Annotated in this window: 24 protein-coding genes; 8 read left to right on the top strand and 16 right to left on the bottom strand. The window is 70.1% G+C overall.

Annotation, left to right across the window (positions count from 1 at the left end; genetic code table 11):
- The first annotated feature begins 10 nt into the window (after positions 1-10).
- Both pip and FXO23_RS09990 read left to right on the top strand, forming a co-directional pair.
- A complete protein-coding gene (gene pip / locus FXO23_RS09985; protein WP_158883220.1) occupies positions 11-973 on the top strand; it encodes a prolyl aminopeptidase in 963 nt (320 codons plus the stop codon).
- A gap of 65 nt (positions 974-1,038) precedes the next feature.
- Positions 1,039-2,355, top strand: coding sequence for a glycosyltransferase 87 family protein (locus FXO23_RS09990; protein WP_158883221.1), 1,317 nt, complete (start codon positions 1,039-1,041; stop codon positions 2,353-2,355).
- On the opposite strand, the gene FXO23_RS09995 is transcribed toward FXO23_RS09990, so the two are convergent.
- Together FXO23_RS09995 and FXO23_RS10000 are read right to left on the bottom strand one after the other, a co-directional pair.
- Complete coding sequence (locus FXO23_RS09995; RefSeq protein ID WP_158883222.1) at positions 2,340-3,668, bottom strand: aspartate aminotransferase family protein; 1,329 nt, start codon at positions 3,666-3,668, stop codon at positions 2,340-2,342. The genes FXO23_RS09990 and FXO23_RS09995 overlap by 16 nt on opposite strands.
- Positions 3,669-3,717: 49 nt before the next feature.
- Positions 3,718-4,077: a MerR family transcriptional regulator gene (locus tag FXO23_RS10000; RefSeq protein WP_158883223.1), complete on the bottom strand. Its 360-nt coding sequence runs from the start codon at positions 4,075-4,077 to the stop codon at positions 3,718-3,720.
- Positions 4,078-4,618: 541 nt separating this feature from the next.
- Between FXO23_RS10000 and FXO23_RS10005 the strand changes: the two genes are divergently transcribed.
- A complete protein-coding gene (locus FXO23_RS10005) occupies positions 4,619-6,106 on the top strand; it encodes an alpha/beta hydrolase (RefSeq protein ID WP_158883224.1) in 1,488 nt (495 codons plus the stop codon).
- A gap of 109 nt (positions 6,107-6,215) precedes the next feature.
- Here FXO23_RS10005 and FXO23_RS10010 read toward each other — a convergent pair whose 3' ends face one another.
- The 6 genes from FXO23_RS10010 to FXO23_RS50995 form a co-directional block, all read right to left on the bottom strand.
- Positions 6,216-6,866, bottom strand: coding sequence for a YbaB/EbfC family nucleoid-associated protein (locus FXO23_RS10010; protein WP_158883225.1), 651 nt, complete (start codon positions 6,864-6,866; stop codon positions 6,216-6,218).
- On the bottom strand, positions 6,866-8,017 hold the full coding sequence (locus tag FXO23_RS10015) for a hypothetical protein (protein ID WP_158883226.1): 1,152 nt from the start codon (positions 8,015-8,017) through the stop codon (positions 6,866-6,868). Before FXO23_RS10015 ends, FXO23_RS10010 begins: the two co-directional genes overlap by 1 nt.
- Positions 8,014-8,328 carry a hypothetical protein gene (locus FXO23_RS10020; protein ID WP_158883227.1) on the bottom strand — a complete coding sequence of 105 codons (315 nt, stop codon included), beginning with the start codon at positions 8,326-8,328 and terminating at the stop codon, positions 8,014-8,016. Before FXO23_RS10020 ends, FXO23_RS10015 begins: the two co-directional genes overlap by 4 nt.
- Before the next feature lie 107 nt (positions 8,329-8,435).
- The gene (locus FXO23_RS10025; protein ID WP_158883228.1) at positions 8,436-8,840 is read right to left on the bottom strand and encodes a VOC family protein; all 405 of its coding nucleotides are present in this window, start codon (positions 8,838-8,840) and stop codon (positions 8,436-8,438) included.
- Positions 8,837-9,469, bottom strand: a complete 633-nt coding sequence (locus tag FXO23_RS10030; RefSeq protein WP_158883230.1) for a maleylpyruvate isomerase family mycothiol-dependent enzyme — start codon at positions 9,467-9,469, stop codon at positions 8,837-8,839. The genes FXO23_RS10025 and FXO23_RS10030 overlap by 4 nt, the downstream gene beginning before the upstream one ends.
- 48 nt (positions 9,470-9,517) lie before the next feature.
- Entirely contained in the window at positions 9,518-9,997 is a 480-nt protein-coding gene (locus tag FXO23_RS50995; protein ID WP_218951939.1) for a hypothetical protein, read from the bottom strand.
- Between the two features lie 111 nt (positions 9,998-10,108).
- Here FXO23_RS50995 and FXO23_RS10040 point away from each other — a divergent pair, with 111 nt between their 5' ends.
- Positions 10,109-10,957: a TetR/AcrR family transcriptional regulator gene (locus FXO23_RS10040; protein WP_218951940.1), complete on the top strand. Its 849-nt coding sequence runs from the start codon at positions 10,109-10,111 to the stop codon at positions 10,955-10,957.
- A gap of 2 nt (positions 10,958-10,959) precedes the next feature.
- On the opposite strand, the gene hpaD is transcribed toward FXO23_RS10040, so the two are convergent.
- From hpaD to FXO23_RS10065, 5 genes are read right to left on the bottom strand one after another with little or no spacing between them, the layout of a single operon-like run.
- Positions 10,960-12,003, bottom strand: a complete 1,044-nt coding sequence (gene hpaD, locus FXO23_RS10045) for a 3,4-dihydroxyphenylacetate 2,3-dioxygenase (protein ID WP_158883232.1) — start codon at positions 12,001-12,003, stop codon at positions 10,960-10,962.
- Between the two features lie 10 nt (positions 12,004-12,013).
- Positions 12,014-13,507 carry a 5-carboxymethyl-2-hydroxymuconate semialdehyde dehydrogenase gene (gene hpaE, locus FXO23_RS10050; RefSeq protein WP_158883234.1) on the bottom strand — a complete coding sequence of 498 codons (1,494 nt, stop codon included), beginning with the start codon at positions 13,505-13,507 and terminating at the stop codon, positions 12,014-12,016.
- A 15-nt stretch (positions 13,508-13,522) separates the two neighbouring features.
- Positions 13,523-14,449 (bottom strand): 4-hydroxy-tetrahydrodipicolinate synthase, encoded by a 927-nt coding sequence (dapA, locus tag FXO23_RS10055; protein ID WP_158883236.1) that lies wholly within the window; start codon positions 14,447-14,449, stop codon positions 13,523-13,525.
- Positions 14,446-15,129, bottom strand: a complete 684-nt coding sequence (locus tag FXO23_RS10060; protein WP_158883237.1) for a GntR family transcriptional regulator — start codon at positions 15,127-15,129, stop codon at positions 14,446-14,448. Before FXO23_RS10060 ends, dapA begins: the two co-directional genes overlap by 4 nt.
- Entirely contained in the window at positions 15,129-16,583 is a 1,455-nt protein-coding gene (locus FXO23_RS10065) for a fumarylacetoacetate hydrolase family protein (RefSeq protein WP_158883239.1), read from the bottom strand. Before FXO23_RS10065 ends, FXO23_RS10060 begins: the two co-directional genes overlap by 1 nt.
- Before the next feature lie 134 nt (positions 16,584-16,717).
- On the opposite strand from FXO23_RS10065, the gene FXO23_RS10070 reads away from it, so the two are divergent.
- Both FXO23_RS10070 and FXO23_RS10075 read left to right on the top strand, forming a co-directional pair.
- The gene (locus FXO23_RS10070; RefSeq protein WP_158883241.1) at positions 16,718-18,046 is read left to right on the top strand and encodes an MFS transporter; all 1,329 of its coding nucleotides are present in this window, start codon (positions 16,718-16,720) and stop codon (positions 18,044-18,046) included.
- A gap of 3 nt (positions 18,047-18,049) precedes the next feature.
- Entirely contained in the window at positions 18,050-18,241 is a 192-nt protein-coding gene (locus tag FXO23_RS10075) for a hypothetical protein (RefSeq protein ID WP_158883244.1), read from the top strand.
- A gap of 10 nt (positions 18,242-18,251) precedes the next feature.
- Here the strand turns inward: FXO23_RS10075 and FXO23_RS10080 are convergent, their stop codons facing one another.
- Positions 18,252-18,983: a TetR/AcrR family transcriptional regulator gene (locus FXO23_RS10080; protein ID WP_158883246.1), complete on the bottom strand. Its 732-nt coding sequence runs from the start codon at positions 18,981-18,983 to the stop codon at positions 18,252-18,254.
- An 89-nt stretch (positions 18,984-19,072) separates the two neighbouring features.
- Between FXO23_RS10080 and FXO23_RS10085 the strand changes: the two genes are divergently transcribed.
- A complete protein-coding gene (locus FXO23_RS10085; protein WP_158883248.1) occupies positions 19,073-19,801 on the top strand; it encodes a DUF2306 domain-containing protein in 729 nt (242 codons plus the stop codon).
- Between the two features lie 286 nt (positions 19,802-20,087).
- Here the strand turns inward: FXO23_RS10085 and FXO23_RS10090 are convergent, their stop codons facing one another.
- On the bottom strand, positions 20,088-21,077 hold the full coding sequence (locus FXO23_RS10090) for an LLM class F420-dependent oxidoreductase (RefSeq protein ID WP_158883250.1): 990 nt from the start codon (positions 21,075-21,077) through the stop codon (positions 20,088-20,090).
- Positions 21,078-21,114: 37 nt separating this feature from the next.
- Positions 21,115-22,680 (bottom strand): MFS transporter, encoded by a 1,566-nt coding sequence (locus FXO23_RS10095; protein ID WP_158883252.1) that lies wholly within the window; start codon positions 22,678-22,680, stop codon positions 21,115-21,117.
- Between the two features lie 196 nt (positions 22,681-22,876).
- Here FXO23_RS10095 and FXO23_RS10100 point away from each other — a divergent pair, with 196 nt between their 5' ends.
- On the top strand, positions 22,877-23,365 hold the full coding sequence (locus FXO23_RS10100; RefSeq protein WP_158883254.1) for a MarR family transcriptional regulator: 489 nt from the start codon (positions 22,877-22,879) through the stop codon (positions 23,363-23,365).
- The last annotated feature ends 58 nt before the right edge of the window (positions 23,366-23,423 follow it).

Here is a 23,423-nt window from a genome sequence, read left to right on the forward strand (position 1 = left end):
GGGACCGGACATGGCCGAGGTGTTGTACCCGATGATCGAGCCGCACGACGAGGGCATGCTCGACGTGGGCGACGGGAACCACGTGTACTGGGCGGTCTGCGGAAACCCCGCCGGGAAACCAGCGCTGATCGTGCACGGCGGCCCGGGATCCGGCTGCACGCCCGGCCTCCGCCGGTACTTCGATCCGGACCGCTACCGGATCGTCCTGCTCGACCAGCGCGGGTGCGGGCGCAGCACACCCCACGCGAGCGATCCGGCCACCGACATGAGCCACAACACCACCGAACACCTGCTGTCCGATATGGAACGGCTCCGCGAGCACCTCGGCATCGAACGCTGGCTGCTGTTCGGCGGATCCTGGGGGTCCACGCTGATCCTCGCCTACGCCGAACGGCATCCGCACCGGGTGTCGGAGATCGTCATCTCCGGGGTCACCACCACCCGGCACTCGGAGATCGACTGGCTCTACCGGGGAGTGGGGTGCTTCTTCCCCGAGGAGTGGGAGCGGTTCCGGGACGGTGTCCCCGAATCCGACCGCGACGGCGACCTCCTCGCCGCGTACGCGCGGCTCCTGGAGGACCCCGATCCGGACGTGCGGGCGCGCGCGGCGAACGACTGGTGCGCCTGGGAGGACACGGTCATCTCGCTGGAACCGAACGGAAAGCCGAACGCCTACAGCGACCGTCCCCCGGCCGATCTGCTGGCGCTCGTCCGCATCTGCGCGCACTACTTCTCCCATTACGCCTGGCTGGAGGACGGGATCCTGCTGCGGGAAGCCGATCGGCTCGCCGACATCCCGGGCGTGCTGATCCACGGCCGTCTCGATCTGAGCGGCCCGCTGGACACCGCCTGGGAACTCGCCCGCGCCTGGCCCCGCGCGGAACTGGTCGTCGTCGAGAATTCCGGGCACACCGGCAGCGACACCATGCGCGAGCGGATGCGCGAGGCGCTCGACCGGTTCGCCCGCACCTGACGCTCTCACGGTTTCTTCAGACTGCGCTCAGGGTATCTTTCCGGCCGCGGCCATACGCTCCCCCGGTGACCGCGAATATCGAAACCACCTTGGCCGACGAGAACCGCAATGCCACCATTCGCCGGATGGGATTGGTCGCCGGGGCAATCGTGATCGCGATCCTGGTGCGAGTCGCCATGTTCGGTCACGAGTCCTTCGACTACATCGTCTTCTTCAAACGCTGGTACGACTTCATCACGGCGAATGGCGGCTTCGGCGCGCTCAAGCACAGTTTCTCCGACTACAACGTTCCCTATCTGTACCTGATCGCGGCCCTGACCTACCCGCCGATACCCGCGCTCGCCGGGATCAAGACCATTTCGGTGATCTTCGATCTCGTGCTCGCGTTCTTCACCTACCGGATCGTCGCCCTGCGCCACACCAACCGGTGGGTGCCGTCGGCGGCCGCCCTCGTGGTGCTGTTCCTGCCGACCGTGGCGACCAACAGCGGGTTGTGGGGCCAGGCGGACGCCATCTACGCCGCGTTCGACGTGGGCGGGATCTACTTCGTGCTGCGCAAGCGGCCGTGGCTGGCCTGCGTTTTCTTCGGCCTCGCGCTGGCGTTCAAACTGCAGGCCATCTTCGTGTTCCCCCTGCTGCTCGTGCTGGCGCTGAAGAAGTGGCTGCCGTGGCGCGCGTTGCTGGCCGTGCCGGGAGTCGTCCTGCTGCTGGACATTCCGGCGTGGGTGGCGGGTGCCCCGCTGAAACAACTGCTGTCCATCTACTTGCAGCAGACCGGTTCCTATCCGGAACTTTCGCTGCGGGCGCCGTCGATCTACCAGTTCCTCCCGGCCAATTCCAGCGTGGCGCTGTTCCGCCCGCTCGGCGTTCTGGTGACGGGACTGGTCGTGCTCGGCCTGATCCTCGCGATCCTGTTCCACCGCAAGCAGTTGACGGCGACGAAGATCGTCCTGATGGCGACGAGTTCGGCGATCCTGGTGCCGTTCCTCCTGCCTTCGATGCACGAACGCTACTTCTACCTGGCCGAGGCGCTGACCGTGGTCGCCGCGTTCTACCTGCCCCGCCGCCTCTGGTACGTGCCGGTTCTGCTGCAGGCGGCGATAATCCCGGCATACTGGGAGGTGCTGTTCCCGGGTGGCCAGAGCCGAGGGGGGATGGTCATGCACGGCGGCCCGCCGAACGGGCAGCAGGCACCGCCGGTCGTCGTGGGCACGCCGCCGCCGGGCACGGGCCAGGGACGCGTGGTCGGCGGGCAGGACATGTCGTCGTTGTACGCGCCCACCACGGAATTCCGCATCCTCGCGACCCTGATGGCGATCGCGTTGATCGCCGTGCTGTGGACGACCGTCCGGGAATTCCGGCGGGATCACCAGCCCGCGTAGGCGGCGACCTCCTCGTCGGTGACCTTCCCGTGCACGGCGTCCGCGATCGCCTCGCCCAGGATCGCCACCGCTCTGTCCACTTCGGACTCCGTGATCACCAGCGGCGGGGTGACCTCGAGGACGTTGCCGCCGACGTAGTACACGACGGCGCCGAGCTGCCAGGCCCGGTAGACGACCTTGCGCGCCAGCGCGGGATCCCGTTGCAGGCTCCCCGTTCCGGTCACCAGGTCGACGCCGATCGCCAGGCCCCGGCCCCGGACGTCGCCGATCCGCTCAGCGGCGTCCGGGCCGCCCGGCCCGCTCCCGGCGGCGATCTGCCGCAGCCCGGCCAGCAGCCGCGCGCCCGCGCTCGCGGCGGCCTCGGGCAGCCGTTCGGCCACCAGGGTGCGCAGGACCGCCCGGCCCGCGGCCGCGCAGACCGGATTGCCCGCGGTGGTGAGCAGCGCCGACGCGGGCGGGGAGTCCAGGATCTCCGCCGGTCCCACCGCCGCCGACAACGGCAGGCCGCCGCCGAGCGCCTTGCCGAAGGTGACCAGGTCCGGCACCACGCCGTCGTGCTGGAACGCGTGCAGCAGACCGGGACGGCCCAAGCCCATCTTCACCTCGTCGCAGATGAGCGGAACGCCGTGCCGCACGCACAGTTCGTGCAACGCGGCGAGAAATCCGTCCGGCGGCACGACCAGTCCGCCGTCGGACAGGATCGGTTCGACGATCAGGCAGGCGGCATCCCCGGCGGACAGCTCGATCTCGGCTTCGGCCAGGGCCGCCGCCACCACCGTTTCGGCGTCCCCGTTGTGCGGCCGCAGCGGATCCGGGTAGTGCAGGAAACTCGTGTCCGGATCGGCGGGCGCTCCGGCGTCCACGTGCACCCCGGACGCGCCCAGGGCGACCCCGAGCCCGCCGTGATACCCGTGCCGGAAGGCGAGCACCCGGCGCCGGCCCCCGGCCCGGCGGCAGGCCCGCAACGCGACGTCGTTGGCGTCGGAACCGGCGTGTCCCAGGTAGACCCGCCGCTCGCCGCCGCCCGGCACGATCGCGAGCAGTTCCTCGGCCAGCCCGACCGAATCCGGAAACGCCGAGGACAGCGCCCCCGCGCCCGGCGGCCGCGCCACGGCGCGGGTCACCGCTTCGGCCACCGCCGGATGCCCGTGCCCGAGGCCGCTGGCCGTCCAGGTCCCGGACAGGTCCAGCAACCGGCGGCCACCGGCCTCGACGAGCCAGCAGCCTTCGCCCTCGATCACCGCCAGCGGGAAGAACCGCAACTTCTCGACACCGGCGATCGCGGCCAGGTCGCGTTGGTAGAGATCGCTCACCGCGCCATACTGGCCCCGCTGCCCGCGCGAGCACACCACTGGACGGGCGCTAGTTCCGGCGCACCGCGTCGAGGTATTCGACGATGGCGTTCCGGTTGCGGGTCAGGCACCGGATGCGCTCGGTCATCCGATCGCGTTCGTGTTCCAGGGTGGCGATCATCTCCGGGGTCGCGTCGGTGAAGTAGATGACCCGGGGTTTGTCGAGGCACGGGAGGATCTGCTTGATGATCCGCGTCGGCAGCCCGGCGTCCAGCAGTCCCCTGATCTGCAGGACCCGGTCCACGTTGTACTCCTCGTACTCGCGGTAGCCGTTCGGGGAACGACCGGCGACGATCAGTCCCTGTTCCTCGTAGTAGCGCAGCAACCGGCGGGGCGTCCCCGTCCGCTCCGACAGTTCTCCGATCCGCATCCGCCCTCACCTTCACACGCATGTGACGGTTCGAGTTTACGGAGAAGGCTGGTTCTGGTTCCCGTAGGTTTGCTCACACGGCCACCCGTCGCGATCGGCATCCCAGTTGGCCGGGTAATTCGCGGCAAGCCAGGCGGAGTACGCGGCGGCTCGGGCACCTTCCGAAGGCGCCACTGCGGTCACCGGCGAGTTGGGCGGCGTCGCCGGAACGGCGTGCCCCCGGGTGGTCACACAGCCCGCGGCCAGCAAGGGAAAAGGCGAGCGAAAGCCCGATTCTTCGATTCGTCATCACGCAATCGTTCTCACTGTCCCGAACGTGCAATTCGCTTGCCTGAGTGTGGAGTTCACCTACCGGAACGGGGAACTCGCACTACCGAAACGGGGAACTCGCGCGACTGGAACGGGGGACTCGCGGAGGATCGCGGGTCGTCCCCGGACAGGACGAGCGATCCGCCGCCCCTAGGGGAAATCCCGGAAGCCCGGTCCCCGCCACCGCGCCATACTCGGTCCCGGGACGAGCAAGCGACCACAGGGGGCTCCATTGACGCGACATCGCAGCGGTGCGATCCGTGCCGTTCTGCTCTGCACAACCCTGACCCTGGCCGGTCTGGCCGGGACCGGGGTGGCGAGCGCCGACCCGGCACCACGGCTGGACTGGCAACCGTGCGCCGAGAACGCCGAGGTGGAATGCGCCTCGTTGCCGGTGCCCATCGACTGGGCCCGGCCGGATCGCGGCACCATCTCCGTCGCCGTGGCCCGCCGGCACGCGACCGACCCGGACAAGCGGATCGGTTCGCTCGTCCTCATGCCGGGCGGCCCCGGCGGTTCCGGGGTCGGCTCCCTGCTGGGCGGATCGTCGGTTCCGCCCGAGCTGGCGGCCCGGTTCGATCTGGTGAGCTACGACCCGCGGGGAACCAACCGCAGCAACCCGGTCCAGTGCGACGCGGACCTGCTGGCAAAGCAGCCGAACGTCATTCCGGAAGCCGGCGGCACCTTCGCGCAGTCGGTGGACTACGCCCGGAAACTCGGCGACAGCTGCCGGAAGAACACCGGGCCGCTGATCGATCACGTGGACAGCGTCAGCACCGCACGCGACATCGACGCGTTCCGGGCCGCGCTCGGCGAGAACAAGATCAGCCTGTACGGGATCTCGTACGGCACGCTCGCCGGCCAGATGTACGCCGAGCGGTTCCCGTCGCGGGTGCGGGCCCTGGTGCTGGACAGCGTGTTCGACCACAGCCTGGGCGCGCGCCGGTTCCTGGAAACCGAGGCCCGGACCGGCGAGGATTCGTTCACCGAATTCGCCCGCTGGTGCGAGCACGACCGGAGCTGCGCGCTGCACGGCAGCGATGTGGGCCGCGTGTTCGACGAGCTGTACGCCAAGGCCGTCCGGGGCCAGTTGCACGATCCGAACGACCCCGCCCGGCCGATCGACGCGATGACCCTGGTCTCCACCACCGTCAACCCGCTCTACGGTCCTCGGTGGGCCGCGCTCGCGGACCGGCTGAAAGCGCTGGCGAATCAGGAAAAGCAGGCGACCGCACGGGCCGCCGGGAAGCTGGCGCCGTTCCCGCTGGGATCGCTCTGCGCCGATTTCGACGCGGACATCTCCGGCGAGCGGGACTGGCTCGCGCTCTGGAAGCGGCAGAACCGGGCCGCACCACACCTGCGGACCCATTTCGCCTGGTCCGCGGTTTCGATTTGCGCCGCCTGGCCGGCGGACACCCCGAACCCGCAGCACCGCCTGAACATTCACGGCGCACCGCCGATCCTGGTGATGAACGCGCTGCACGACCCGGCGACCGGCTACGAGTGGGCGACCAACGTGACCCGCCAGATCGGCAACGGCGTCCTGCTCACCTACGACGGCTGGGGCCACGGGGTGATCGACCGCAACGCCTGCACCCTCGACGTGGCCAGCCGCTACCTGTTCGACGCGACGCTGCCCAAACCCGGCACGCACTGCCCGGCCGCCCCACCGGCCACAGTGGACAGTGCACGAACCGCCGAGGCACCGGCGCCCTGGTAGGCGGCCGGACGAAACCCGCCGCCGGGAGCCGAGCGACCCGGCTCCCGGCGGCTTCCCGAACTCGAAGCCCGGTACGAGCAGGTCCTCGACAACACCGCGCGCTGAGCGCTCACCAATTCGGGCGGCGCAGCCAGGTGCTCGGCGGGCCTTCTTCTTCGCGCCGGGGCGCCGGGGTTTCCGGTTCGGCGGGCTCCTCCGGCGCGGTCCCGGTGCTCTCGGTCGCCGGGCGCATGATGCGCGGGCGTTCCTCCTCGGCGCCGGACGGCGCCGGATCCGGCAGGGAGGCCGGGGATTCGTCCGTCGACGGGCGCAGAATGCCCGGTCCCCGCTCCTCCGCCGAGGCGGCCGGTGGCGGGACGGAGGCGAGGGTGACCGGACCGCCGTCCACCTCCGGCGCGGCGAGCAGGTTCGGCGGGAGTTCGGCGATGACCCCTTCGTTCCGCAGCCCGTCGTAGGTGGCCCGGACCTGGTCGCGCGCATGGGCCGCGGCGCGGCGCACCACGGCGGTGATCGCGCGCGCCAGCTCGCCGGGCCGCGTTCCGTGCACCCGCGGCGCGAGTTCCAGGTTGGTGAGCACCCCGGTTTCGTCGACGGTGGCCCGGATCAGGCCGTCGGCGGAGGCCGCGGTCCCCTCGACCGCGGCCGCCCGCCGCTCCGCCCACTCCAGCGCCTGGCGTTTGCGGACCGCCTTCTCGTGGATGCCTTCCGACTGGGCGAGCAGGCGCGCGGCCCGCTCGTCCAGATCGTCTTCGTCAGCCATCAATCAAAGAGCCTGGCGGCGGATCCGTCCGACGCAGGTCCCTGTTCGTCGTAGGCATCCCGGCCGTACTCCGGCGGTTTCACCCGCGGAATGGAGATCAGCCCGTCCTGATCCCATTCGATCTCCCGGTCCTTCGGATCCTGGAGGTAGTGGTCGCGCTTCTCGTCGGGCCGCCGATCCGGCTCGTTCACCAGGTCGTCCTTGCGGACGTTCTGGCGATCCTCCTTCGGCTGGTTGTCCGGGTGGAAGTCCTCCGGGTCGAACTTCGGATCGGTGATGATCTTCGGACGGTCCGGCCGCACCTGCTTCAGGTTGTCGCCGGAGATGTTGGTGAGGAACGTCGTCACCTTGAAGAACGCCGCTTCCACACGTCCGGCGGCTTCGGCCGCCTCCTTGGTGATCTTGTCGCCCTCGTCCACCAGGTTGCAGATGACCTCGCCCTTGTGCGTCCCGCCGACCTGGATGGACGCGGCGGAAGTGCCCGCGCCGACCAGCGCGCTGCCCACTCCGGCCACGGCCGCGGCGGCCCCCAGGCTGGTGCCGGCGGTGGGAACGGCCAGCGCGGCCGCCCCGACGGCGACGACCGCGCTGATGATCGTGAGCTTCATCCGCTCGGAACGCGCCTCTTCGTCCTTCTCGACCTGCTCCAGCGCGGCCTGGGTGGACTCGACGAGATCCAGGACGTTCGATTTGAACGAGGTGTGGAGCTGGCGGTACGCGTCCATCGAACGCCGGGTCGCGTCGATGCAGTCCTGCTTCCGCACCAACGCGTCCTTCAACTGGTTCACGTACTCGCGGAAGTTGTCGGACGCCTTGCCCGACCAGTCCTCCAGGTAGATGTCCATCCCGTCCAGGTGCTCGTGGAAGTTCTCCCGGATGTCGGTGTTGGCGCCGCTGAGGTTGGTGATGATGACGTTCGCCTCCGACGTCGTGCCGGATGCGAAGTCGTTGAAGAGGTTCCGGATGCGGGTGTCGATCTCCTGCATCTTGCGCTGGACGTCTTCCTGGGGCGGCATGTTCCACGCCCCCATGTCCGGGCGGCCCGCCTCCTTGGCCATACCGCCCTTGAACATCAGGTATTCGAAACCCTCCTCCGCCCACACCTTGCGGAAGGTGTCGGAGTGCTTCTCCATCTGCTCCGCCCAGTTCATGCCCCGACCCCCCGCTGCGCCGATCGCTCGTTGCCGTCGTAGCGGTTCGCGATCTCCCGCAGCGCCGCCGAGCAGAGCCGCAGGTTGTCGATGTTGTCCAGGAAGACCCGATTGAGGTAGGAGGTGGTTTCCTCGAACCTGGGTGCGAGGAACTTGAACAGCTCGCCCGGCCCGGTGGTGAACGCGGCCTCGTGCTCGCCGGTGGCGTTGACCTTGCCCCGGGCGGTTTCCAGATCGGCCGCCAGCCCGTCGAGGTGCTTCGTCGCCGCGGTCCGAAGCCCGTCGGTGTTGACGGTGTAGCCGTCGCCCATGGCTTCCTCCTTACGTAGGTCGGGTCGGGTGAGGCTAACCGCCCCGGCCTGGGACGCGCCCCAAGATCATCCGGATCCTGGACGCGACTATGAGCCACGTCACGCGATCAGGCGGGCGCCGACAGCACCGTCCACACGTGCCCGTCGGGATCGGCGAACGCGCCCGTGTAGCCCCAGGGCTGCGTTCCGGGCGCGGTGACGAGCTCGGCTCCGGCGTCGAGCGCGCGTTCGACCAGTTCGTCCACCTCGGCCTCGGTACCGGCGGTGAGGCTGAAGACGCACTCGCTGCTCCCCCGCGCGGCGACCGCGCGATTGCCGATGACCCAGCCGAAACCACCGGCCGGGACGAGCATGAGGTGCAGTCCTTCGTTGAGCGCGAACGTCAGCGGTTCCGGCACACCGTCTTCGGCCGGTTCGCCGATCGGCTCGAACCCGAGCCCATCGCGGTAGAACGCGAACGACGTCCGGCGGTCGGCGATCGGCAGGGCGACGAGCACGGGCGGGGCGCTCATGCGGTGAACCGATCGCTCGCCGCACCGAGCAGGTGACCGGCGGGCAGCTTCCGTCCACAAAGGACCAACAGCAGGTCCTGCGCGGCGCCGGTCAGCGGTGCTCCGGTCCCCCAGGTCCAGTCGAGGTCGTCGGCGCGCAACTGGACGCCGTCCAGGTCGACGCCGAAGAACTTGAGGTGCCTCGCGTTGGTGCCGTCCAGGACGACGCGCAGCCGCTCCGCGGGGACCCGCCGGTCGAGCCCCAAGGGCACGGTGATGTCCAGGCCGTGGATCACGTCGTGCGACAGCGCACCGACGAACCCGCCGCCCGGTGGCTTCCACGGGTGGTTCGCGTTCTCCTTCAGGCACCGGGCGAGTTCCTCCGCCGAAACCGAAGCCGTGTCGTTGCGGGCGCAGCGGTCGGCCATCCGGTTGAACTTGCCGCCCGACTTGAGGAGTTCGACCAGGACGCGGGGCGTGGAGTACCGGTACGGCATGGTCATATGGGCCACCACCTCCCGCACCCGCCAGCCCGCGCACAACGTCCCCGCGTCCCACTGCCGCGCGGGCAACCCGGTCAGCAACTCCGCGAGTTCCCGGCGTTCCGCGGCGATCGCCGCCCTGATCTCGGTGTCCGTCGGCGTGACCATCGGTTTTCCTTCCGGTTGGGGTACGCCCTACCGACGAACGAACCGGGCCTAGACAGACACCCGGTCGCGCCGCCACAGCAGGACCACCGCCACCAGACCGGCGACGCAGGGCAGCACCCCGGCGACCCCGTGCAGCGCGGGCAGGATCGTCCGGCCGTATTCCCGCATGGTCAGGTTCAGCACGGCGATGCCCGCGGCGAGCACGAACACGGTGGTCGCGAAGGGGCGGGCCCACCGCTTCCGGCGACGAACCGCCCAGGCCGTGACCAGCCACGACACGATCCCGAGCGCCGCCACGACGAACAGGTAGGTGGTCACCACGGACGGCGTCTCGTTCGCCTTGGCGACGCCGATCCACGAGTCCTCGATGTCGTGCAGATGCCGCGCGAGGCCGTCCCCGTCGACGACCACGGCGAGCGCGGCGAGCACGGTGAGCGCCAGCCCCAGGTAGACGGCCACCAGGGCTCGCCGCGCCGACGGCGGCAACCCGGTGGTGCGCGTGGTCCCCTGGATCCCCGTTTCGGTCATGTTCCCTCCCGATCAGCCTCCGGCGCCGCCACCCCCGGTTAGGATGTCGGCAGCCAGAACTTGAAATCTCGAACTTGAGACACTGTATCCCAAACTTGGAGGTTTGAGCACGTGAGCCGGGAAACACCGAGCAGCGGCCTGGCCAGGCGACGGCAGCGGCTGTCGGACGAGGAGACCGAGCAGCGGATGCTGCACGCCGCGCTGGCCATGGTCAACGAGGCCGGGCTGACCGTGAGCCTGGACCACATCAGCTTCGAGGACGTCATCCGCGACGCCGGGGTAGCGCGTAGCGCGGTCTACCGCCGCTGGCCGTACAAGGACCTGTTCTTCAGCGATCTGCTCAAGGCGCTCGCCCGGGGCTCGAGCCCCACCATCGTCGACGGCAATCCGGACGCGATCGCGGCGATCAACCGGATCGTGCACGACAGGCTGCACTGGATCACCGAGCCCGGGCTCCGCCGCGCGCTCGCCGCCGAGGTGCTCCGCCAGGGGGCGCTGAACGAGTTCGAGATCTTCGGCCGGTCGCCGGAGTGGCGCACCTACTTCGCCCTGCACGCGACCTTCCGCAGCCTGCCCGACGGCGAGCTGCGCGACGAGGTGCGGGACGCCCTCGCCGAATCCGAGCGCACCCTGCTCGCCGGGGTCGCCGCGGCGTACGAGCGCGTGACGGGCCTGATCGGCCTCCGGCTACGGCCGAACCTCGGGGTCACCTTCGAAACGGTGGCCAGCCTGGCCACCGCCACGATCCGCGGGCTGGTCCTGATGGCTCCCGCCAATCCCGGCATCGCGACCGAACGCTTCCGGGTCAACCCGTTCGGCGCTCCAGAAGCGGCCGAATGGTCCCAGCCCGCCCTGGCGATCGCCAACCTCGTCCTGGCCTTCCTCGAACCCGACCCCACCGTCGAAGGGACCCGCGAATACCTCGCGTCGGTGCGCGAAGCGCTGAACTCGAAGAGCTGACTTCACACCTGGTGGCCAAGTTTGACGCCCTCCGCGCCGTTTTCCCCGGGTACCACGCCGAAACCGTCCGCGCCGATCGAAGCCACCGATTCCCGTTTGGCCGGGGCGGTGATCGGCACCGGGCGGCCGTCCAGGTCGAGGACGGTGGACGCCTCGGCGTACCAGGACGGCACGACCTGGTGGCCCCAGAAGGACCGGCGGCGGTTGTCGCGCACGTCCCAGCGGATGGTGGGGTTGTCCGGGTCGCCGGTGTAGTAGTCGCTGGTGTAGATCTCGATCCGGTGGCCGTCCGGATCGCGCAGGTACAGGTAGAACGCGTTGGAGACGCCGTGACGGCCGGGACCGCGTTCGATGTGGTGCTCGCGCCGCAGCGCGCCGAGGACGTCGCAGGTGTGCAGGATCTGGCTCCGCTCCTGGGTGGCGAACGCGATGTGGTGCAGGCGCGGGCCGTCTCCGCCGGTCAGGGCGATGTCGTGCACGGTCTGCTTGCGGTAGAGCCAGGCCGCGTAGAGGTGGTCCTCGTCCTCGATCGTCTCGGAGACCCCGAAGCCGAGCGCGGTGTAGTAGTTCCGCGCGGTGCGGACATCGGGCACCACCACGTTGAAGTGGTCCAGGCGGGCCAGGGCGTTCGCCCGGTGCAGGTGGTAGTGCTGGGTGAAGCGTTCGGTGTGTTCGGCGTGGTAGAAGAACTCCACCGGAAAGCCGAGCGGATCCTGGATCCGCACCGCCTCGCCGATCCCCCGGGTCGTCCCGGCGGGCACGCGCCGCACCGGGACGTCGTGTTCGGCGTAGTAGCGCTCGGCCGCGTCCACTTCGCGCGGGCCGCGCACCCGGTAGGCGAGCGCGGCCAGCGCGGGCGCGTCGCCCTTGCGCAGCACCAGGCTGTGGTGCAGGTACTCCTCGCACGCCCGCAGGTACAGCGCGCCGGGCTCCTCCGCGGTCACGATGAGGCCGAGCACGTCGACGTAGAACCAGCGGGCGGCGGCGAGATCGGTGACCACGAGTTCGGCGTAGGCCGACCGGATCACGTCGGGTGGGTTGGTCATGGCTTTCTCCTTAGCGCGCACCGAACCGCGGGGTGTGCACCTCGCCGAGTGCGATGTGGACGATCTGCTCGGTGGTGTAGAAGTCGATGCTGCGCCTGCCCCCTTCGTGCCCGACGCCGCTGGCCTTGACCCCGCCGAACGGGGTGCGCAGGTCGCGGATGTTGTGCGAGTTCAGCCAGACCATCCCGGCGTCGATGGCCGCCGCGACCCGGTGGCCGCGTTTGAGGTCGTTGGTCCACACGTACCCGGCGAGCCCGTACCGCACGTCGTTGGCCAGCGCGACGACCTCGGCTTCGGTGTCGAACGGGGTCAGCGCGACCACCGGGCCGAAGATCTCCTCCTGGAAGATCCGGGCGTCCGGTTTGACGTCGGCGAACACCGTGGGCGCGAGGTAGTTGCCGGTGGGCAGGTGCTCCGGCCGCGCTCCCCCGGCGAGCAGGGTGGCCTCCCGCTTGCCGAGTTCGACGTAGCCCAGCACCCGCTCGTAGTGCTCGGGATGGACCAGCGCGCCGACCTCGGTCGCCGGATCGTGCGGCGGCCCCACCACGATCCGCTGCGCGCGCTCGGCGTACCGGGCGCAGAACTCCGGGTAGATCGCGCGGTCCACGAGGATCCGGGAACCCGCGGTGCACCGCTCGCCGTTCAGCGAGAACACCCCGAACAGCGTGGAATCCAGCGCCGCGTCCAGATCGGCGTCGGCGAACACGACGGCCGGGGACTTCCCGCCCAGTTCCATGGACAGGCCCTTGAGGTTCGCCGCTGCGCGGCCCATTATCGTCTGTCCCGTCGTGGTCTCGCCGGTGAACGAGATCCGGGGGACGTGCGGATGGTCGACGAGCGCCTGCCCGGCTTCCTCGCCGATCCCGCCGACCAGGTTGAACACCCCGCGCGGCAACCCGGCCTCGGCGAAGATCCGGGGCCACAGGCTCGCCGAGAGCGGGGTGAACTCGGCGGGTTTGAGCACCACGGTGCAGCCGGAAGCCAGTGCCGGGGCCAGTTTCCAGCTCTCCAGCATGAACGGGGTGTTCCACGGCGTGATCAGCCCGGCCACCCCGACCGGTTTGCGCACCACGTAGTTGACCTGCGCGCCGGGCACCCGGTAGGCGTCCTCGTGCAGGGCCACGATCTCGTCGCCGAAGAACCGGAAGTTCTCCGCGGCCCGGCGCGCCTGCCCGCGGGCCTGGGTGATCGGCAGGCCGGTGTCGAAGGTTTCCAGTTCCGCCAGCCGGTCTGCCTCGGCTTCGACCGCGTCGGCGATCCGGAAGAGCACGCGGGCGCGTTCGCGGGCGGTCATGGCCGGCCAGGGGCCGTCGGTGAAGGCGGCGCGGGCGGCGGTGACCGCCCGGTCGATGTCCTCGGCCTGCCCGGCCGCGGCGGTGGCGTAGGGCTGGTTGGTGACCGGATCGAGCACCTCGAACGTGCGGCCGGAGAGGCTGTCCACCTCTTCCCCGTCGATGAAGTGCCGGATCCGCTCCGGAAGCCCGGCCGGTCGGTGGTCGTTCATAAACGTTCTCCTGAATCAGGGTTCGACGGGTGCGAGCACGTCCTGCCCGGCCGCCAGCAGTGCGCGGATCTTGTCCTGGCCCGGCTCGGTCGGCGTGATCAGCGGCGGGCGGACGTGCGGCGAGGCGATCAGCCCGCGTTCGGCCAGCACCCATTTCACCGGGGCCGGGTTGGTTTCCACGAAGGTCAGTTCGACCAGCGGATGCAGCTGGTAGTGCAGGCGGCGCGCCCGGTCGAGGTCGCCCGCGGTGAAGGCCTCGTACATCCCGGCGACCGCGGCGGGCGCGAGGTTGGCGGTGGCGCTGACGAACCCCGCGCCGCCCAGGGCGAGCAGGGGCAGGCACAGCAGTTCGATCCCGGACCACACCAGCAATTCCGGCCCGCATTCGTGCAGCACGTGGGAGAAGTGCTCGAAATCCTTCGTGGTTTCCTTGATCCCGACGAGGTTTTCGAAGTCGCGGAACAACCGGCCGACGGTGGCCGGGGCGATGTCCACGGCCGTGCGAGAGGGCACGTTGTAGATCACCAGCGGCAGCTCGGGGAACTCCCGGGCCACCGTGGCGTACCACTGGTACAGCGCTTCCTGGGTGGGCCGGGCGTAGTACGGGGTGATGATCAGCGCCGCGTCGGCCCCGGCGTCGCGGGCGATCGCGGTGAGTTCCAGGGTTTCGTCCAGTTTCGCGGATCCGGTGCCCGGCAGGAACGGCACCCGGTCGCCGATCTCGTCGGCGGCCGCGCGGATGGCCCGCGCGCGTTCGGCCGTGGTCTGCGCGCTCGGCTCGCCGGTGGATCCGCCCAGCGAGATGCCGTGCGAGCCTTGGGAAAGCTGCCAGCGAATCAGCCCGCGCAGGCTGTCCTCGTCGAGCGCGCCGTCGCCGGTGAACGGCGTGATCACCGGCGCGATCGAGCCTTTGATCCGGTGGGGATCGTCCCGGAACTTCATTCGGTCTCCTTGCGGCCTTCCCAGCGGAGGAAGGCGTCGATGGTGGCGGTCCGGTGCGAGCGGGCGCGGTGTTCGATCCATTCCGGGCCCGCGCCGGTGCGGATCAGTTCGAGCAGTTGGTCGTGTTCGGCCACCGATGCCTCGGCCCGTTCGGGCACGAACGAGAACGTGGATTCGCGGATGGTCGCCAGCCGGGACCAGCCCCGGCGGACCAGTTCGGCCAGCCGCGGGTTCGGGCAGGGCAGGTAGAGCGTTTCGTGGAAGTCGTGGTTGAGCCGGGTGAAGGTGAGCGGGTCGAAGTCGCGCAGCGTCGCCCGCATCCGGTCGTTGATCTCCGCGGCCTTCGCCAGGTCGTCCGCGGTGAGGTGCGGTGCGGCCAGCGCGGTGGCGGCGCCCTCGACGATCGCCAGCATCTGCATGGTGTGCTGGTATTCCACCGGATCGATCGCGGCGACGGTCGCGCCCACGTTGCGTTCGAAGTGGACGAACCCTTCGGCCTCGAGCAGGCGGATGGCCTCCCGGATCGGCACCGGGCTCACCTGGAACTCCCTGGCCAGCGAGCCGAGCACCAGCCGGTGCCCGGGACCGTAACTGCCGTCGGCGATCCGCGATTTGATCGCCTGGTAGGCCTGCTGGGACTTGCTCAGCCCGCCCCCGGTCGATTCATCCACTGTGGACATCAGCCGTCTCCGTTCCGCGCCCGCAGCCAGTCCTGGTAGGCCCGCCGCCAGTCCTCGTTCAGCGGGTACAGGCCGTTCAGCCCGTGCCCGGCCCGCACCTGCTCGGTGATGAACTCCTCCTGGCGTTCCTGCTCGACCGCGTCCGCGAGCACCTCCGCCGCCAGGAACGGCGGGATGACCAGCACGCCGTCGTCGTCGCCGACAATGACGTCGCCCGGGCGGACCGTCGTGCCCCCGCAGCCGATCGCCACGTCGGATTCCCACGGCACGTGGCGGCGCCCGAGCACGGCGGGGTGCTCGCCGCCGTGGAACACCGGAATGTCCAAATCGGACACAGTCGCGGCGTCCCGCAACCCGCCGTCGGTCACGATCGCCGCCGCGCCCAGCGTCTGCGCGCGCAACGCGAGGATGTCCCCGATGGTGCCGCTGTCCGGCACTCCCCGCGCCTCGATCACCAGGACCTCACCGGCCCGCACGGTGTCCACCGCCCGCTTCTGCGCGTTGAACCCGCCCCCGTGCGCGGCGAAGAGGTCCTCGCGCAGGGGCAGGTAGCGCAGGGTCTTCGCGCGCCCGGCGAACTTCGCGCCCGGGCGCACGGGCCGCACCCCGTCCAGGTGGATGTTGTTCAGCCCGCGCTTGCGCAGCTGGGCCGACAGTGTGGCGACCGCGACTTCGGTCAGTCCACTCAGGACTTCGTCACCGGGTTCGGGTTCGACGGGCACCCCGGAAGCGGCCGCGCGCAACACGTCGTCGACCTTCGGCCGCGCGCCGAACTCGGGCAGCGGCGGGCCGGAGACCACAGTCGTCCGCAGTTTGCCCGTGCTCGCGGGCCGCCCGGGGTCGACGCTGTCCACCTCGACCTCGACCACGTCGCCCTGGTCGAGCACCGAGGCGCCCGCCGGGGTCCCGGTGAGGATCACGTCGCCCGGTTCCAAAGTGGACAGACGGGACAGGTCCGCGACCAGGTGCCCGAAGGAGAACAGCAGGGTGTCGGTGGTGTCGGACTGGACGAGCTCGCCGTTGACCCAGGTGCGCACGCGCAGCCGGGCGGGGTCCACTTCCGCGGCGGGCAGGAACTCCGGGCCGAGCGGGGTGAACCCGTCGCCGCTCTTCGCCCGGAGATTGGATCCGGCGTCGGCGTGGCGGAGGTCGTAGAGGCCGAGGTCGTTGGCCGCGGTGACCCAGCCGACGTGCGCCCAGCCGTCCGCGGGCCGGACCGAACGGGCCCGGCGCCCGATCACCAGCGCCACCTCGCCCTCGAACGCCAGCAGTTCGACGCCCTCGGGCCGCACCACCTCGCCGTCACCGGCGGCCAGCGAAGAGGGCGCCTTGAGAAAGTACGATCCGTGCTCCGGCGTGCGTCCCCGCTGCGCCGCGCGGCTCGGATAGTTCAGATGCACGGCGATGACCTTGCCCGGGCGAAGCCCCAGGGCCGTGCTGACCGGATCGGTCACCTGGTCTCCCTCGACGATTGATCGTATATGATCAACGTAGACTTACCCACCAAAGCCCGTCAAACCCTTGTCCGCGGTCGGCTAACTATATACGATTTGCGCCGATTAGGTACTCAAGCAGGCAGGGAGTCGCAATGGCGCGATGGACCGGCGGCATCGATCGGGAACACCGCCGCGTCGTGCTCGCGGCGATGATCGGCACCACCATCGAGTGGTATGACTTCTTCATCTACGCGATCTGCGCCGGGCTCGTCTTCGCCACCCAGTACTTCGCGGCGCTGGGCAAGGACGCCCTGATCCTGTCGTTCGCGACGATCGGGATCAGCTTCTTCTTCCGCCCGATCGGCGCGGTGATCGCCGGGCACCTCGGCGACCGGATCGGTCGCCGCGCCATGCTGATCCTGACGCTGCTGCTGATGGGCGTCTCCACGGTGCTGATCGGCCTGGTGCCCACCACCGCGGCCATCGGCGTGAGCGCGCCGGTCATCCTGGTCCTGCTCCGGATCCTGCAAGGACTTTCCGCCGGTGGGGAATGGGGCGGCGCGGCACTGCTCGCCGTGGAACACGCCCCGGCCGACCGCCGCGGGATCTACGGCGCGTTCCCGCAGATCGGCGTGCCGATCGGGCTGCTGCTGGCCAACGGCGTCCTCGCCCTGGTCGCCGCGTTCACCACCGCCGCGCAGTTCCTCGCCTGGGGCTGGCGGATCCCGTTCCTGCTCAGCGTCGCGCTGATCGTGGTCGGCATGCTCATCCGCAGCCGGGTCGCGGAAAGCCCGGTCTTCGAAGAGGTCCGCCGCGCCAAGGCCCGGTCGAGCATCCCGCTCGTCCCGCTGTTCCGCCACCACTGGCGGCTGGTCGTCGCCGGTGCGCTGCTGTTCGCCGCGAACAACGCCGTCGGGTACATGACCACCGGCGGGTATGTGCAGTCGTACGCGGTCAAGTCCCTGCACCTGGACCGGTCGACGGTCCTGATCGCGGTGATGATCTCCGCGGTGGCCTGGCTGGCCAGCACGCTGGCCGGTGGCTGGTTCGCCGACAAGTACGGCCGGATCCGCGTCTACCAGGTCGGTTTCGTGCTCCAGCTGGCCTGGATGTTCCCGTTCTTCGCGCTGATCAACACCCGCGACGTCGGCCTGCTCGTGGTCGCGCTCGTGCTGTTCTCGGTCGGCCTCGGGTTCACCTACGGACCACAGGCCGCCCTGTACGCCGAACTTTTCCCGGCCCCGGTGCGGTACAGCGGGGCCGCCATCGCCTACGCCATCGGCGCGGTGCTCGGTGGCGCATTCGCGCCGACCATCGCCGAGGCCTTGCAGTCGGGCACCGGGACGGTGTACTCCGTCGGCGCGTACCTCGCTGTGGTCACGCTCGTCGGCCTGGTCACGAGTTTCTTCGTACGGGATCACCCCGGCCGCGCGCTCGATCCGGGCGAGGCGAGCACTCAGCGCAACGCGGAGGCGGTGTGACCGATGACCGTACCGGCCGCAAGAGAGAACGCGTCCTGGCTGGAGGCGACGGCCCGCGACGCCCACGACACGATCAACCGGCTGCACGTCGAGGCCTACGCGGCGCTGGTCAACGCGGCCGAGCGGTACGCCGGGGAACTGGCCCGCCGGCGCACCCCGCCGCGCCACCCGCAGCCGCGGCGCGGCAGGCGCTAGCTCACGAAGATCACCGGACGGCGGCGGCGACGCCGTCCAGGATCAGCTCGAGCCCGAACGTGAACTCGTCGTCCGCCCCATCCGGCGGCGGGTCTTCGAACACCCCGGAGGCGAACAGTTCGGCCGCTTCGGGAAAGCGGTCGGGGTCCACCAGCCGGGAGAGCGCGCGGCCGTAGTCCCGCTCGACGTCCGCCTGATCCTGCCCCTCCGCGCGGGCCGTGGCGAAATCCTGTGCCTGCAAGGAGTTCTGGCGGACGTACCCGCCGATCAGGCCGAGCACACCGAGTTTCTCCGCCCAGCCGAGGCCGGTGCCGCGCAGCACCCGCAGCGCGACCTCCATCCAGGCGACGTGGTGCGGCCCCGGCGGCGGGCCGGGCAGCGGGAGCCGGGCCAGCCACGGCCGCCGCCGGCAGACCTCCCACTGCGCCCGGGCCCATTCGCGCAGTCCCGCGCGCCACGAGGTCGCGCCGATCTCGGGCGGGTCGCCGAGCGCGGCGTCTCCCATCAGCACCAGCAGCTCGTCCTTGGACCCGACGTACCGGTACAGCGACATGCTGGTGAACCCCAGCGCCTTCGCGACCTTGGGCAGCGTCACGCCCGCGAGCCCGTCGCGGTCGGCCAGTGCGACGGCGGCGGCCACCACCCGTTCGACGTCGAGTTCGGCGGGCCGCCCCAGCCGCGCGGGCTCGGACCTCCCCCAGAGCCTGCGCAGTTCGGCGGGCACCACGTCCTCGCTGGTCATTCGTCCCCTTCTCTCGCGTCCAGCCCATCATGGCGCACGGCGACTTAGTTTGCCTGATATAGTTTCTCGCATAAACAAAGGGGATGACGATGACACAGCTGAACCAGCCCGCGACCCGAGCCAAGTGGTTGATCGCCCTGTCGGTGTTCACCCTGGCCGCCCTCGGCTACCTGCTATCGGCCTACGTGCCGCCGGACATCGAGAACAGCCGGGTGGACGTGCACGGCGACCGGGTGCGCTATTGGCTGCTGGTCGGGCACATCGGATTCGGCGCGGTCGCCACGGCGGCCGGGCTGGCCCAGTTCTGGCCCGCGCTGCGGCGCAGGCGTCCCGCGCTCCACCGGTGGACGGGACGCGCGTACTTCTTCGCCGGGATCTTCCCGTCGTCGATCCTGCTCATCCCGGTCGCGGCGATGAGCGAATCGGGCCTTTCCAACATGGCCGGGCTGTACGCGCAGACCGTGTTGTGGGTGTGGACCGGCGTCGCCGGGCTGCGCGCCGCACGGGCCCGCCGCTACGCCGACCACCGCGAGTGGATGATCCGCAACTACGCGGTGACCCTGGCCGCGCTGACCTCCCGGCTGTGGGGCGGCGCCATGGCGCTGATCGTCTTCGCGCAGGCCGATTCCCGGACGTACCAGGGAAACACGGTCGCGATGATCCACGACATCGCCAGCTCCGGGCTGTGGCTCAGCCTGCTGTTCAACCTGATCGCCGTCGAGGTCCACCTCCAGCGCCGGAAGTCCGGGGCCGGGGAGCCCGCTCCCGCCGGAAGTGGTCGTCGACGGCGCCCCAGCCGGGCATCGTCGCCGGTATGACCACGCGTGCCCTGGTCGCACGAGTTCCACACTCAGGCACGCGAACTACACACTCAGGTAAGCGAACTACACACTCAGGTAAGCGAACTTCACGTTCGGGCAAGCGAACCGCACACGCGGAACCGCACCCCGCGACGGCGTCGGCGCCCAGGGGTCGCCGCGATCCGGGGCCGTCTCTCTGCCCAAGTGCGCAGTTCGCGGTCCCCAACGTGCAACTCGCGTCCCCGAACGTGCAACTCGCGTACCTGAGTGTGCAACTCGCGTGCAGGAACGGGGGACTCGCGGGTCAGTCGGCGAGGGCGGGGGTGACCTTCCGGGTGAACAGGTCGATTCCGGATCGGTCGTAGGCGGCTTCGGCGAAGTAGAGGATCGCGTAGGTCATCCCGAGTCCGCGCAGTTCGGTGAGCCGTTCGGCGATCTGCTCGGGGGTGCCGACCAGCGGGCCGGTCGAGAAGTTCCGGTACGCCTGCTCGAGCACCTCGGCCGGGACGTGCGGTTCGTAGTGCGAGCGGATCCACTCGAGCCGGTCCCGCACGTCCCGTTCGGTCTCGCCGATCACGACGTTGTAGTTGGCCGACCGCACGATCGCGTCGAAATCGGTGCCCAGGTCGGCGCAGTGCCCGGCCAGCACCTCCGATTTGTGCTTGAAGTCCGCGGGCGTCCCGGCGAAGTTCGTGTAGTTCGCGTACCGGGCGGCGATCCGCAGCGTCTTCTTCTCGCCGCTCCCGGCGATCCACAGTGGAATCCCGCCGTCCTGCAACGGCAGGGGACGCAGGATCGCGCCGTCGACCTGGTAGTGCTTCCCGTCCAGGCTTGCCCGGCCCTCGGCCCACAACTGGCGCATGATCCGTACGCCCTCGTCCAGCCGCCCGAGCCGCTCACCGGCGGACGGGAAGCCGTAGCCGTAGGCGCGCCATTCGTGTTCGTACCATCCGGCGCCGATGCCCATCTCGACCCGGCCGCCGGAGATCACGTCCGTGGTCGCCGCGACCTTCGCCAGGTAGGCCGGGTTGCGGTAACTCATGCAGGTGCACATCTGCCCGAGCCGCACCCGGCTGGTCGCGGCGGCGAACGCGGCCATCAGCGACCACGCCTCGTGCACGGCCTCGTCGGTGGGCACGGGCACGGTGTGGAAGTGGTCGTAGACCCAGATCGACTCGAACGGGCCCGCCTCCGCGACCCGGGCGAGCCCGAGCATGGTGTTCCAGTGCTCGGCGGGATCGATGCCGGTCAGATCCAGACGCCACCCCTGGGGCACGAACAGTCCGAAGCGCATGATCACACCTTAACCGCGAAGATGCCGCGCGTGCGGGTCAAGCCGTTTCGCAGGCGACCGCCGGTTCGGGCTCGGGCGCCGGTTCGCCGGTGGGACGGATGTTCCGCAGCAGGGTCGCCGCGAGCACGGCCACCCCCGCCACGATGACCGCGCTGACCGCCACCGTCACCTGCATGCCGCTGGTGAACGCCTCCCGCGCCGCGGTGAGCAGATCCGGGCCCAGCGGGGCCGGGAGTTGCCCGCCCACGGCGACCGCGCCGCCGAGGGTGTCCCGGGCCGCTTCGGCCGCCTCCGGCGGGATGCCCGCGGGCAGCGTGCCTTCCGCCTGGCCCCGGTACACGGCCGTGCCGATGCTGCCGAGGACCGCGATCCCGACGGCCATGCCGAATTCGGCGCCGGTCTCGGTGATCGCCGAGGCCGCCCCGGCCCGCTCGGGTGGCGCGGTCGCCATGATCAGGTCGGTGGTGAGGGTGAACGCCGGTCCGACGCCGAGCGAGATGACGGTGAATCCGGCGACCACGATCGGCAGCCCGATCTCCCCGTCGGCCTGGGTGATCAGGACCAGGCCCAGCGCCGCGAGGGCCAGCCCGCCGCCCATCAGGTAGGCGTGCCGGACGTACCGCACGATCACCGGCGCGAGGTTGACCCCGAGGATCGCTCCCACGGTGGAGGGCAGCATCCACAACCCGGCTTCCAGCGGGGAAAGGCCGAGCACCAGTTGCAGGAACTGCCCGACGAAGAACTGCGCCCCGCCCATCGCGAAGATCGCCAGCGTCTGGGTGGCCAGCGAGGCGTTGAACGACCGGTTCCGCAGGAGCTTCAGGTCGATCATCGGATCCGCGAGCGTGCGCTGCCGCCGCAGGAACACCACGCCGACCGCCAGCCCGGCCACGATCGTCACCGCAGGCACCCAGCCCGCCCCGTGTTCGGCCAGGTCCTTGAGCCCGTAGATCACCGGCAGCACGGTGGCCAGGGACAGCACCGCGCTGGCGAGGTCCAACCGGCCCGCGTTCGGATCGCGGTGCTCGGGCAGCAGGAACGGCCCCGCGACCAGCAGCAGCACCATCACCGGGGCGTTGATCAGGAACACCGATCCCCACCAGAAGTTCTCCAGCAGCAGCCCGCCGACCAGCGGACCGATCGCCATGCCGACGGTGAAGCCGGTCATCCAGACCCCGATGGCGAACGTCCGCTGCCCCGGATCGGTGAACATGTTGCGGATCAGGGCCATGGTGGACGGCATCAGGGTCGCCCCGGCGATCCCGAGCAGCGCGCGGGTGGCGATCAGCGTTTCCGCGTTCCCCGCGAACGCGGCGAGGACCGACGCGACGCCGAACGCGGCGGCGCCGATCAGCAGCAGTTTCCGGCGCCCGATGCGATCGCCCAGGGTGCCCATGGTGACCAGCGATCCGGCGATCAGGAAGCCGTAGATGTCCAGGATCCACAGCAGCTGGGAGCCGCCGGGTTTGAGGTCTTCGCTGAGGTACGGCACCGCGAGGTGCAGCACCGTCATGTCCATCGAGATCAGCAGGGTGGGCAGGGCGAGCACGGCGAGCCCGATCCACTCCCGCCGCCCCGCGCGGAGCGAGGTGTCCGTAGTCATGAGAAACCCCCAGAAGCCGACGTCTGTTCTGTCCGTTATAACCGGAACGGTAAGACCTCGACCATGGTTGAGGTCAAGGTCGCCGACCTGAGGGCGCGGTCACACCAAGGGGGTGTCCACAGTAGACATTGCCCGGAACCGGGCGAGCGCGGCTACGCTGCACTCCGAGGTTCATACCATACGGAGTGCATATCGCATGAGTTCCACATCTTCCGGGGACGCGCGGCGCCGCAGGCGGCTGACCACCGAGATCAAGCAGTCGCTGCGCGCGCTGAGCAACCAGTTGTCGCTGCTCAACCACCAGGTCGGCGCCCGCCTCGACCTCAAGGACGTCGACCTCGACTGCCTCGACCTGATCGATCGCCACGGCCCGCTCAGCCCGAGCGCCCTGGCCCGGCGCGCCGGGCTGCACCCGGCCACGGTGACCGGCATCCTCGACCGGCTCCAGCGCGGCGGCTGGATCACCCGCGAACGCGACCCCGGCGCGACCGACCGCCGCGCGGTCTCCGTGCGGGCGCTGCGCGAACGCAACGCGGAACTGTTCCGGCTCTACGCGGGAATGAACAGTTCGATGGACGAGATCTGCGCCGGATACGCCGACGCCGAACTCGAACTGCTCGCCGACTTCCTGCGCCGCAGCACCACGGCGGGGCAGGACGCCACCACCGAACTGGCCGGTGGCTGAACGGGGCCCGGCAAGAACGGCACCTCGAGGCGGCTCACGACACGACCCCCTGTCGATC

Origin of the sequence: Amycolatopsis anabasis (assembly GCF_009765355.1) — a bacterium.
Taxonomy (GTDB): Bacteria; Actinomycetota; Actinomycetes; order Mycobacteriales; family Pseudonocardiaceae; genus Amycolatopsis; species Amycolatopsis anabasis.

Bases quoted from the DNA above. Each gene is read 5' to 3' on its own strand.
- pip (WP_158883220.1), top strand. From the start codon at position 11: ATGGCCGAGGTGTTGTACCCGATGATCGAGCCGCACGACGAGGGCATG.
- FXO23_RS10000 (WP_158883223.1), bottom strand. From the start codon at position 4,077: ATGCGGATCGGAGAACTGTCGGAGCGGACGGGGACGCCCCGCCGGTTG.
- FXO23_RS10010 (WP_158883225.1), bottom strand. From the start codon at position 6,866: ATGGCTGACGAAGACGATCTGGACGAGCGGGCCGCGCGCCTGCTCGCC.
- FXO23_RS10015 (WP_158883226.1), bottom strand. From the start codon at position 8,017: ATGAACTGGGCGGAGCAGATGGAGAAGCACTCCGACACCTTCCGCAAG.
- FXO23_RS10020 (WP_158883227.1), bottom strand. From the start codon at position 8,328: ATGGGCGACGGCTACACCGTCAACACCGACGGGCTTCGGACCGCGGCG.
- FXO23_RS10025 (WP_158883228.1), bottom strand. From the start codon at position 8,840: ATGAGCGCCCCGCCCGTGCTCGTCGCCCTGCCGATCGCCGACCGCCGG.
- FXO23_RS10030 (WP_158883230.1), bottom strand. From the start codon at position 9,469: ATGGTCACGCCGACGGACACCGAGATCAGGGCGGCGATCGCCGCGGAA.
- FXO23_RS50995 (WP_218951939.1), bottom strand. From the start codon at position 9,997: ATGACCGAAACGGGGATCCAGGGGACCACGCGCACCACCGGGTTGCCG.
- hpaD (WP_158883232.1), bottom strand. From the start codon at position 12,003: ATGACCAACCCACCCGACGTGATCCGGTCGGCCTACGCCGAACTCGTG.
- hpaE (WP_158883234.1), bottom strand. From the start codon at position 13,507: ATGAACGACCACCGACCGGCCGGGCTTCCGGAGCGGATCCGGCACTTC.
- dapA (WP_158883236.1), bottom strand. From the start codon at position 14,449: ATGAAGTTCCGGGACGATCCCCACCGGATCAAAGGCTCGATCGCGCCG.
- FXO23_RS10060 (WP_158883237.1), bottom strand. From the start codon at position 15,129: ATGTCCACAGTGGATGAATCGACCGGGGGCGGGCTGAGCAAGTCCCAG.
- FXO23_RS10070 (WP_158883241.1), top strand. From the start codon at position 16,718: ATGGCGCGATGGACCGGCGGCATCGATCGGGAACACCGCCGCGTCGTG.
- FXO23_RS10075 (WP_158883244.1), top strand. From the start codon at position 18,050: ATGACCGTACCGGCCGCAAGAGAGAACGCGTCCTGGCTGGAGGCGACG.
- FXO23_RS10080 (WP_158883246.1), bottom strand. From the start codon at position 18,983: ATGACCAGCGAGGACGTGGTGCCCGCCGAACTGCGCAGGCTCTGGGGG.
- FXO23_RS10085 (WP_158883248.1), top strand. From the start codon at position 19,073: ATGACACAGCTGAACCAGCCCGCGACCCGAGCCAAGTGGTTGATCGCC.
- FXO23_RS10090 (WP_158883250.1), bottom strand. From the start codon at position 21,077: ATGCGCTTCGGACTGTTCGTGCCCCAGGGGTGGCGTCTGGATCTGACC.
- FXO23_RS10095 (WP_158883252.1), bottom strand. From the start codon at position 22,680: ATGACTACGGACACCTCGCTCCGCGCGGGGCGGCGGGAGTGGATCGGG.
- FXO23_RS10100 (WP_158883254.1), top strand. From the start codon at position 22,877: ATGAGTTCCACATCTTCCGGGGACGCGCGGCGCCGCAGGCGGCTGACC.